This window comes from Salinivibrio sp. PR919 (assembly GCF_001995355.1).
GTDB lineage: Bacteria > Pseudomonadota > Gammaproteobacteria > Enterobacterales > Vibrionaceae > Salinivibrio > Salinivibrio proteolyticus.
Map to the genome: position 1 here is coordinate 1 of NZ_MUFL01000093.1, position 10,980 is coordinate 10,980.

General features: G+C 51.0%; 9 protein-coding genes. 5 read left to right on the forward strand and 4 right to left on the reverse strand.

The window, feature by feature from the left end; translation table 11 throughout:
- Positions 1-164 precede the first annotated feature (164 nt).
- The 5 genes from BZG83_RS14320 to hemN all read left to right on the forward strand — a co-directional run bounded on the left by BZG83_RS14320 (position 165) and on the right by hemN (position 4,668).
- Positions 165-782 (forward strand): c-type cytochrome, encoded by a 618-nt coding sequence (locus BZG83_RS14320; RefSeq protein WP_069590267.1) that lies wholly within the window; start codon positions 165-167, stop codon positions 780-782.
- 713 nt (positions 783-1,495) lie between these two features.
- The gene (locus BZG83_RS14330; RefSeq protein ID WP_077481536.1) at positions 1,496-2,137 is read left to right on the forward strand and encodes a class I SAM-dependent methyltransferase; all 642 of its coding nucleotides are present in this window, start codon (positions 1,496-1,498) and stop codon (positions 2,135-2,137) included.
- The gene (gene yihI, locus BZG83_RS14335; protein ID WP_077481524.1) at positions 2,134-2,613 is read left to right on the forward strand and encodes a Der GTPase-activating protein YihI; all 480 of its coding nucleotides are present in this window, start codon (positions 2,134-2,136) and stop codon (positions 2,611-2,613) included. The genes BZG83_RS14330 and yihI overlap by 4 nt, the downstream gene beginning before the upstream one ends.
- A 13-nt stretch (positions 2,614-2,626) precedes the next feature.
- Positions 2,627-3,121 carry a DUF2489 domain-containing protein gene (locus BZG83_RS14340; RefSeq protein ID WP_077640167.1) on the forward strand — a complete coding sequence of 165 codons (495 nt, stop codon included), beginning with the start codon at positions 2,627-2,629 and terminating at the stop codon, positions 3,119-3,121.
- Between the two features lie 173 nt (positions 3,122-3,294).
- Entirely contained in the window at positions 3,295-4,668 is a 1,374-nt protein-coding gene (gene hemN / locus BZG83_RS14345; RefSeq protein WP_077481528.1) for an oxygen-independent coproporphyrinogen III oxidase, read from the forward strand.
- 60 nt (positions 4,669-4,728) lie between these two features.
- Here hemN and add read toward each other — a convergent pair whose 3' ends face one another.
- The 4 genes from add to glnL form a co-directional block, all read right to left on the reverse strand.
- Positions 4,729-5,730, reverse strand: a complete 1,002-nt coding sequence (gene add, locus BZG83_RS14350; RefSeq protein ID WP_077481538.1) for an adenosine deaminase — start codon at positions 5,728-5,730, stop codon at positions 4,729-4,731.
- Positions 5,731-5,815: 85 nt separating this feature from the next.
- Positions 5,816-8,359: a bifunctional diguanylate cyclase/phosphodiesterase gene (locus tag BZG83_RS14355; RefSeq protein ID WP_158074968.1), complete on the reverse strand. Its 2,544-nt coding sequence runs from the start codon at positions 8,357-8,359 to the stop codon at positions 5,816-5,818.
- A gap of 120 nt (positions 8,360-8,479) precedes the next feature.
- Complete coding sequence (glnG, locus tag BZG83_RS14360; protein WP_077481532.1) at positions 8,480-9,889, reverse strand: nitrogen regulation protein NR(I); 1,410 nt, start codon at positions 9,887-9,889, stop codon at positions 8,480-8,482.
- Positions 9,882-10,946: a nitrogen regulation protein NR(II) gene (gene glnL / locus BZG83_RS14365; RefSeq protein WP_077481534.1), complete on the reverse strand. Its 1,065-nt coding sequence runs from the start codon at positions 10,944-10,946 to the stop codon at positions 9,882-9,884. The genes glnG and glnL overlap by 8 nt, the downstream gene beginning before the upstream one ends.
- Between the last annotated feature and the right edge of the window lie 34 nt (positions 10,947-10,980).

The window sequence follows — 10,980 nt, forward strand, 5'->3', positions numbered from 1 at the left end:
AAGCGATTGCTCCACTGTTAACTCCGTCTCGTCTTGGTGTAGTAGACTGATTACTTTTGTGTGAATTTGTGTAAAATAACCGTGCTCGGTTTTTGATCGGTTATTGTACCATGACGGTAACGAAGTAGTGGTACTGGAAGCTTGATAATTATAAATGGAATGTCATGAAGAAATTAGCGCTAATATTGACCCTCCTCGCCAGCGCCTCAGCCTGGGCCCAAGGAGATGCTGAAGCGGGCAAAGCAAAAGCCAATACCTGTGCCGCCTGTCACGGTGCCGATGGTAATAGCATTTTGCCTGACTACCCCAACTTGGCGGGTCAGCACGCCAACTACATTGAAAAGCAATTAAAGGAATTTAAGCTCGGCGCGCAAAGCGGCGGAGAGCAAGGTCGTTACAATGCTGTGATGGCAGGCATGGTTGCACCGCTTTCAGAGCAAGACATGGCTGATCTCGCGGCTTACTATGCGACCTTGACGCCAAAGCCTGGCACTACGCCTGAAGGCTCGGTGGCGATTGGCCGTCAGCTTTATATGGCAGGTGATCCTGAGCGTGGCATTGCAGCCTGTACTGCGTGTCATGGTCCGCGCGGTAATGGTACGCCTTCTTCTGGTTTCCCCAAAATTTCTGGCCAGCCCGCGAAATACCTAGCGAGTCAGCTGAAAATGTTCCGCGATGGTGATCGTCATAACGATATGAATCAAATGATGCGCTCTGTGGCGGCGAAGCTGACCGACAACGAGATTGATGCGTTGTCGAAATATCTTGGTGGCCTGCACTAAGACAGCATTGCCTCGCGGCGACACGAATATATATTGAAAGCGAAAGGGGCGCAGGCCGCTTTCGCTTTTTTGTTGTCTGACGTCTTACCCGCTTAGCTTTTATCTTCGGTTTTTTACTCATACCAACCGACTCCGTCCAGCTGACCCATTGACGCAGACGGCCTTACCGCGAAAAGAGCGATTTTTTCTGTAAGAGATCGCCCATAGATTGCCGTGGAAAATAGATAAAATTTATGCGAGATAATAAAAAATAAACAATAGAATCAAAACCTTAAAACTAAATCTTATTCTTGTACTGATTTGTTTTTGGCTGCAATTCTAGGCAATGGGCGTGGTTGTAGTATTCTATCCCCATCGACAGGACGTTGATGCATCACCCGCACGGAGCGCGGGGGAAACGCCAGGAAGGTGACGCCACCAAGGTGGTGCGCATGGAGCGCGTTAGCACAAGGAGTGTGATGCACGAGGACAGTGCCGTGGTTGTCATGATGACAAGGACGCAGGAGGCGACGGTTAGGCAGGTAGCCACCACAGCAACAGGACGTTGATACAAAGGGCGCACAGCGCCACCAAGCAGGGACGAAAGACGTACCAGGACGGACGACACCCGCTTATATCGCTCTGGCGATACCGCGACAGGCTTTATGCCTGTCGCTTTTTTATTGACCCACTTTCTGCTACATTCGCGCCAGCTTCTGGCATTGAAGAATGATATGCAGCATTGCCCATTATGTGCGCACCAAGGCGTACACCCTTACCATAGTGATAAACAGCGAGCGTACTTTCAGTGTGCAGTGTGTGAGTTAGTATTCGTTGACCGTGATGCGTTGCTATCGGCGGATGACGAGAAGGCGATTTACGACTTGCACCAAAATCATGCTGAGGATGAAGGCTATAAACGTTTTCTGTCCCGCCTGTTCACACCGTTAATGACACGGTTACCTCAACATGCTTACGGGCTCGATTTTGGTTGTGGACCGGGGCCGGTGTTGGCGAGGATGCTGACTGACGCAGGGCACACTATGGCCTGCTATGATCCCTTCTATGCGCCAGATGCACAGGTCTTAGAGACGCAGTACGACTTTATTACCTGTACAGAAGCTATCGAACACTTTTATCAACCCGACGTGGCTTGGCAACAATGGCAAGCCATGCTGAAGCCCGGTGGATGGCTCGGGGTGATGACCAAGTTGGTCACAGACCAAGCGGCATTCTCACGTTGGCATTACAAAAATGACCCCACACACGTGAGCTTTTTTAGCCGTCATACTTTTGAGTTTTTAGCCGCGAAATCGGGCCTTGCGCTTGAATTTGTTGGCAACGACGTAATTTTAATGAGGAAACCACTGTCATGACGCGTAAAAAGAAAACGCGCCGCGTAGGATCGGAAGGCCCGGCGCAATACGTAGATAAAAATCAGAATGAACAAGATCGCATTGCGCGTATGCTGAAAAAGCAGAAAAAGCGCAAAGGTAAAAAAGCCGGCTCGCGTCATTCGGAAGAAAGTAAAACGCAAACGCGCCGCAGCGGTGGTAGTAAAGACCCGCGCATTGGCAGTAAAAAGCCTATCCCACTCGGGACGGATGCGGTGAAACCAAAGCAGCCTAAACTCACGCCTGAGCAGGAGCTTGCCAAACTCGAGCAAGACCCACAACTGAATGTGTTGTTGGATCGTATCGAAAATGGTGAGAAGTTAGGCTCTGGTCTGCAAGCGTATGTGGATGAAAAGCTCGATCGCATTGAAGTGCTGATGGATAAGCTTGGCTTACTCAATGACGACGACACTGATGAAGACGACCTGCTGGCAAAATTTGAACAACAGGACGACTAACGAGGAGTAACTGGTGCAGGATTGGATCTGGGTATTAGCCGGACTAGGCGGATTAATTATTCTCGGCCTATCCATTTATGCGGGGGTGTTGCTGGCTAAATTAAAACGCCAAAACACCTTACAAGCGCAGCAAAAAGAGGCTGCGATTGCCAAGCGCAACGATAAAATTGTCGAGAGTGTCGACGTGATTGCGTTTGCCGCACTTAACGATCAGTGTGATTTATCGGAAGCGGCGATTCGGCTCTATATGATCATGGATCATTTGCAAGGCGATAAACGGGTCGAGTTTGATAGCCGTTACCCCGCATTGTTTGAGCTGTATGAAGCGGTGAAAGATACCCCACGCGGCGAGGCGCGCAGTGCGCTTAAAAAGAAAGAGCGTATGAAGTTTGACCTAGAACGGGCGAAACACGAAGCGCGCCTTGAGCAAGCGATTAAGGCCGAGTTGGCCGAGATTCTCGCGTTTACGGGCGGTCGCCATATCCCTGATCATATCCTGACCCATTAAAGCCAGTCGCGCGGTCTATCTTCTGACCGCGCAATACCCCTATAATTATTGGGCGAAACTCGATCTCACCGACACTTTCGCATCGCTAGCGCCGGTTAGTGCTCAACACTTCACCAAAAGCTGTGGCACACTAGGCGCTGTTGTCCTGAGCGCTCTTTGCGGAATTGTAAGCTATGTCCTCACCACAAGTTATTTGGGATCAAGCCCTTATCAATAAGTACAACTATTCAGGGCCCCGCTATACCTCGTATCCTACCGCGTTAGAATTTCACGAAGCCTTTACGGCCGCTGAATTTGATATGGCCTGTAGCCAGTATCCTGACCGGCCCTTATCGCTCTACGTACATATCCCGTTTTGCCATAAGCTTTGTTATTACTGCGGATGCAATAAAGTGGTGACGCGCCATCAGCATAAAGCGGATGAATACCTGGATGCGCTTGAGCATGAAATTCGCCAGCGTGCGTTTTTGCTGGGCACGCGTCGCGTGACTCAGCTGCATTGGGGTGGGGGAACGCCGACATTTTTAACTAAACCGCAAATATCCCGCTTGATGAGTTTGCTACGCCAAGAGTTTCACTTTGAGGCTGAGGCAGAAATCAGCATTGAAGTCGACCCGCGTGAAATCCCATTGGATATGCTTGATCACTTGCGCGGTGAGGGGTTTAACCGCATTAGCATTGGCGTGCAGGACTTTGATAAAAAAGTGCAGCAGTTGGTCAATCGAGAGCAAGACGAAGACTTTATCCACGCCTTGGTTGAGCGTGCGCGTGAGCTGGGATTTCGCTCCACCAATCTTGATTTAATTTATGGTTTACCCACCCAGACGCCAGCGGGTTTTGCCAAAACCTTAGAGCAAGTGCTGACGATGCGTCCGGGACGTTTGTCGGTGTTTAACTATGCGCATTTGCCATCGCTGTTTGCTGCGCAGCGCAAGATTAAAGACGACGATCTCCCATCGCCAGATGCCAAGCTGACTATGCTGCAAGAGACCATCACCACATTAACCAATGCTGGCTACCAATTTATCGGCATGGACCATTTTGCTCTGCCCGATGATGAACTGGCTGTCGCGCAGCGTGAAGGGCGTTTGCACCGCAATTTCCAAGGCTACACCACGCAAGGTGATTGTGACTTACTGGGGTTGGGCGTGTCGGCGATTTCGATGATTGGCGATTGTTACGCGCAAAACCAAAAGGACATGAAGCAGTATTATCAGCAAGTGGATGCTGAGCGCCATGCATTGTGCAAAGGCGTGATGCTAGAGCGCGATGACCGGATCCGCCGTGATGTGATCAAAGCACTGATGTGTAATTTTTACTTGGATAAAGCCCAGATTGCGGCCGAGTATGACATCGACTTTGATGGCTATTTTGCTGAGGATCTGAAACTCTTGCAGTGTTTTGTCGATGATGGTTTGGTCGCCTTGACCGACACCAGCATTGCTGTGACCAAAACGGGGCGCATGTTGATTCGTAACATCTGTATGAGTTTTGATGTTTATTTACGGGATAGAGCGCGCCAACAACAGTTCTCGCGAGTGATTTAAACAAAAAACCGCCAAACGGCGGTTTTTTTCTTGGCGCCTGGTTGGCGCTTGGTTCGCGAATTAGCGGGCCGCGGCTTTAGCGGTCAGTGCTGCTTTCTCACTGTCAGACAAGAAAGCAATGGTCAGGCCATTTTCTTGCAGTGTGTGGATTTGCGCAGTAGTTAAGCCCGCAGCTGGGGCAGCCACTTCGTATTCATACGGGAGTTCAATGCCTTCGACGGCGGGATCGTCGGTATTTAACGAAGCAAGAATACCGTGATCGAGGAACTGACGTACCGGGTGCTGAGACAAATCCGCCACCGTACTGGTTTGAATGTTCGACGTTAGGCAGCTTTCAATCCCGATACGGTTTTCGGCTAAGTAGTCCATCAGTTTTGGATCCTCAATCGCTTTAACCCCGTGCCCGATTCGGGTCGCGCCGAGTTCATTAATGGCTTGCCACATGCTGGCCGCACCCGCGGCTTCACCCGCGTGTACGGTCACTTGCAGATCGCTGGCACGGACTTTGGCAAAGTGTTGGGTAAATTGATCGCCAGGTTGGCCCAGCTCATCACCGGCCAGATCGATGGCGACCAATTGATGTTTCTGGGTCAGCAATGCATCTAGCTCAGCCATACAAGCTTGAGGGCCAAAAGTGCGGCTCATGATGCCAATCAGGTTGGTTTTTACGCCAAAGTCACGGCTACCGGCTTGCACGCCATCGACCACGGCTTCCACCACGCCTTCGAGAGGCAGTTGATGTTTCATCGCCATGTAGTAAGGCGAAAAGCGTAGTTCCGCATAATCAATGCGTGCGTTTAATGCGTCTTCGACGTTCTCATACGCCACACGGCGCACTGCATCCAAGTCACCCAGCACGGCGACGCCCCAGTCCAGCTTAGACAAAAACGCGACCAGATCCGGCTCGTTTTCAACCACTTGCACATGTGGGCGCAATGACTCGATATCAGTGGCGGGCAGAGGCATCGCGAATTTTTGCCCCAACTCTAAAATGGTCTCGATACGGATGTTGCCGTCCAGATGGCGGTGTAAGTCCGTCAAGGGTAGGTTTTTTCTTATCATCATCGGTTCCCAGCAGGTGAGTTGGCGCTCAGTATAGCGATTGACCATCACATCGTCAGTAGCCAGTATGCCGATGACGTGACAACTATCGCGTGGGGAGCTTATCCGTTACCCGTTCTGTTGGCAGTTCGGCCAAAGGAAGCGGCTTGGCAAACAAGAACCCTTGGGCGTAGTGGCAGCCAATTTCACGCAGTCGAATCGCTTCTTCTTGGGTTTCAATCCCTTCGGCAACCAGATGGACGTCCATGCCACGGGTCATGGCTACTACGGCTTCAATGATGCGCTGGTTGGTCACATTTTCAGTCATCGAATGCACAAAGCTGCGATCGATTTTTAAACTATCAAAGGCCATCTGGTGAAGGTATGCCAGTGAAGAATAGCCGGTCCCAAAGTCGTCAATGGCTATTTTGATGCCCAGTGCACGGATTTTAGTTAGCCCTGATGTTGCCAGTTGCTCGTGGCTCATCAATTGAGATTCGGTGATCTCTAAGGTGAGGTTATCGGCGGGCAAGCGGGTACGTGACAGGACATCTTGCAACTTATCGATAAAATCAGCGGATAAAAGCTGGCGGGCGGATAAGTTTACGTGCAGCTGAAAATCCGCTGCCCACACGCCTTTTTCGATTTGGGCAACGGTATCGTACGCAGCCTGTTCGAGCACTTGCATACCAATTTGATTGATTAAACCGCTTTGTTCGGCCACCGGAATAAACTCGGCGGGCGATACCATACCCCGACTGGGACTTTCCCAACGGACAAGTGCTTCGGCGCCACAGAAACGGCCATCGACAAGACGCACAAGAGGTTGATAGTAAACTACAAACTCATGGTGCTGCACGGCATGATGAAGCTCGAGAAGCAAGCGCGACTGCTCTTGGACACGCGCTTGCATACTGGCCTCAAAGAAAACATAGGCATCGGTTTCACTGCGTTTTGCCTCACTCAGTGCCAATCCTGCGTGTTGCAAGCCTTCGTAAATGGCATCGCCAAAGGTGTGGCCAAAGACTACCCCAGCACATGCATCGACCAAGACCTCATCGTTACCGATTTTGACCGGACGCTTAAACAGGCTGAGTAATTGATTCACCAAGGCTTCTGACTGAGTGCGGTTGGTGGTGTTGGGAGCCAGTACTGCAAACTCATCACCGCGAATTCGTGACACCAACATTCCAGTGCCATCCGCGAGATCGGTTAAGCGCTGAGCAATGGTGCATAGCAGTTGGTCGCCGCCGTCTTGGCCAAGGCTGTCGTTGATGTTGCGAAACCCGTTGATGCCGAGGATCACTAAGGTGTTGGGCGTGTGATAGCGGATGGTGTTGGCTTGTTCTAATAAGCCTTCTCGGGTGTACAAACGGGTTAAGTTGTCTTGACGGACCTGTAGACGTAATGCATTGAACGAGTCCTGCACTTTGTCGGACATGTTGTTAAAGGCATCTTTAAGAATGGCGATTTCTCGCAAACTGGCAGAGGTATTGATCCGATACGTCAGGTTCCCTGAAGCAAGCTTGGCGGCAGCTTCCGCGGTATCGCGCAAAGGGCGGGTGAGTTGGCGAATAATCAAATACACCACCATTAACCCAACTAGCGCCATGGTTATCACGAGGTAGACACTGATCTTTTGTTGGTTGAGTAAGCTCTCCAGCAGTAATTGATCGGGCAAGGCCACCACCACATACCAGTCGTGTTGGAAAGGTGCTGCCATGTCTACCTTCTTGATTATGCCGTAAAAATTGCCCTTGTCGGCAATCTTAAAATAAAAAGGTTGCCCCAATTGCGAGGGCGCAGGGGGCCAGTCATCGGAGATATTTCTGATGGTATTGTTGAGCACCGAGTTATTGGGGACGCCTGGAAAATGAAGAATATTGGTCGGACTGTCTTGGCCGCTATGTGCCAGCATGCGCCCTTCACTATCGACAATAAATAAGGCACCGCCCAGCTTTTGCTGACGCTCACTTAAAAACTGATTGAAAGCAGTTAGTTTGATGTCGCTGGCAACCACGCCCCATACTTTGTCGTTTATTTGAATGGGGGCAATGGCAGAAAGCGAGACTTCTCCCACTTCATCAGCATCGCGATAAATATCGGTCCAGCGAGGCTGCTCACGGTTAAAGGCAGGAATATACCAAGGACGCACACGGGGGTCGTAATCCCCATCTTGATAAATCACATTGGATAAAGGCGTACGCCCATCGAAGATGCGTAAGGCGCGGTTGGTCTCATCACTGCGCTCCATGAGGATGTATTGGCCACTGGTGCTTTTGCGGTAGCCGTAATAGTCGCCGCGGGCATCGACACCAATACTCAACACCTGCATATGAGGCATAGCTTGAAAAAGGGAGGTATAGCTGTTGAGCAAGTAATTGCGAATGTCTTGTGGGGTGGGGTTGCGATCTTCCGCCCACGCCGCCACGCTGTCAGCGACAAAGACATTGGCGTAAAACGGATTTTCGAGGTATTGGCGTAAGTCGTGCTCAACCCCCTGAGAGTAGTCGGTAAGCAATAACTTACCAACGAAACGCGAACTGGACTGGTAATGATTGTTGATTGTAAAAACGATCACAATCAGTGTCAGCGTGAGTACGAGAAACACGGGTAACATGACAGCTGCTCGAATCGAAAGGGGACGCATGTTTCTCATTAGTACAACAACTTAACTCTTCTTAAGAACCCAACACAATTGGCGGATTGTACCCCAATCACTGTTATTAAATTTAGCAGAGGTTCAAAGTGTTTGAGTTTTAATAATGAGTCATGACTCAATATTAAGCTCTTTTAGCTTGCGGGTGAGTGTATTTCGTCCCCATCCGAGTATTTTCGCTGCATCCTGCTTGTGGCCATGGGTGTGTGCCAATGCTGACTCCAACAATATGCGCTCAACACTCGGTAGTGCCTGTTGCAAAATGCCGTGTTGGCCACTGGCAATCGCATGTTCTGCCCATTGCGCCAATGCGTGCTGCCAGTCTTGCTCTTCGTTCTCAGCGAGGCGGATGGGCTGGTGAAGCAGCTCACGAGGTAAGTCGCTGGGTAAGACCTCATTGCTACTGGCCATGACGGTTAACCACCGGCAGGTATTTTCTAGCTGACGTACATTTCCCGGCCAAGGTAGTTGGCTCATGATGGCCTTGGTATCTGGATGGAGCTGTTTGGCTTCGACGCCGAGCTCTTCCGCAGCGCGGGCGAGAAAATACTGACACAACTGAGGAATATCTTGGCGTCGGTCTTTAAGAGACGGTAAATGGACGCGAATGACATTCAGGCGGTGGAATAAGTCTTCTCGAAATGCGCCTTCCGCCACTAAGCGCTCTAAATCTTGGTGGGTGGCGGCGATGATCCGCACATCCACATCCACGGCGGCGTGACCACCGACGCGATAGAATTGTCCATCCGCCAGCACACGGAGCAAACGTGTTTGCACATCCAGTGGCATATCGCCAATTTCATCGAGGAATAACGTGCCGCCATTGGCTTGCTCAAACCGTCCTTGGCGCACCGAGTTTGCACCGGTAAAGGCGCCTTTTTCGTGGCCGAACAATTCAGACTCAATCAAATCTTTAGGAATCGCGGCCATGTTGAGTGCGATAAAAGCATGGTCAGCGCGGGGGCTATGGCGGTGCAATGCTTGCGCCACTAACTCTTTCCCTGTGCCAGACTCGCCATTAATCAAGACTGAAATCGATGAACGAGAAAGACGACCTATGGCGCGAAACACTTCTTGCATGGCGGGCGCTTCACCAATGATTTCTGGCATGTCCGCTTGAGAAGGCTGGGTGGTTTGCTGCTTTTGCTGTTCTTTGCGATGTGCCAGTGCACGCTCGACTAAAGCTAGGGCTTCATCAATATCAAACGGCTTGGGCAGATACTCGAATGCGCCCTTTTTGTAAGCATTCACCGCGGCATCCAAATCTGAGTGTGCGGTCATAATGATCACGGGCAAATCTGGATGCTGCTCATGAACGCGATGGAGAAGGGCGAGCCCATCCGTGCCTGGCATGCGGATATCGGAGACCAACACATCGGGTGTTTGCTCGCGGAGTGCGCTTAACACACTGTCGGCATCACAAAATGTCTGACACGCTAAATTGGCGGCGCTTAAGGTGCGCTCCATGACCCAACGAATGGAACTGTCATCATCAACAATCCAGATGGTTCCTTTACTCATGCGTGGTGTCCTTTTCAATAATCGGTAATTGGATGATAAAGCAGGTGTGCCCTGGCCAGCTATTAACCTCAATCTTTCCTTTATGCTGATCAATGAGGTGGTGGGTAATCGCAAGCCCGAGGCCATTTCCGTTCACTTTGCTGGTGACCATGGGGTAAAACAAGGTGTCTTGCAGCTCGGGGCTGATGCCCGGCCCGTTATCGATAATCTCGATTTGTGCCACGACGCGATGACGCATGCCATGAATCACGGTTTGAAACCCTGTGCGTGTACGCAAGGTAATTTGTCCATCGGCTTGCTCGCGCACCGCGKCGGCAGCATTGGCCACCACGTTGAGAATCGCTTGCTCGAGTTGTTCGGGATCCATGTCAAAATCCGGCAAGCTAGGGTCGTAGTCGCGAATGATGTTGACCGCGCCCTGCGTGTCGAGATTGACTAACTGACGGACCTTTTCCAGCACCACATGAATATTTTGCTTTTGTCGCAGCCCCGGACGCTGTGGGCCCAGTAGCCGGTCGACGAGGTTACGAAGCCGGTCCGCTTGCTCAATGATGATTTGGGTGTATTCGGCCAAACTGGCATCGGGCAACATTTTTTCCAACAGTTGTGCCGCACCACGTAAGCCACCGAGCGGGTTTTTTATTTCGTGYGCTAACCCTCGGACTAACTCTTTGGCCGCCTGTTGCTGTGCTTTTTGGGCGAGCTCTTTACTGATCCGTTGCTGCTGGCTGACCACATTGACTTCGAGCAGGATTTTCCCGCCGTTTGGATCATCAAATAGTGGACTCGCGCTAAGCTGGACTTTTTGTGGTTGGCCGTCGACCACCCAAGTCACATCACTGTCGGTCAAGCTCTGTCCGGCTTGTGTGGTACTGACGATATGTGACCAATCCACACTGGCATGTTGAAGCTGTTCTGTGAGCGGTTGGTTAACTAAACGGCGGACACTTTGGTGCATCAGCTGCTCAGCGGCTGCATTGGCGTACAAAATGCGCCATTGTGTGTCGACCACGACAATGGCCGTTAGCAGATGATCGAACAGTTGCCCTGGCATCATGTGCGGCTGAATCCTTGTTTGCACTACAATGGTG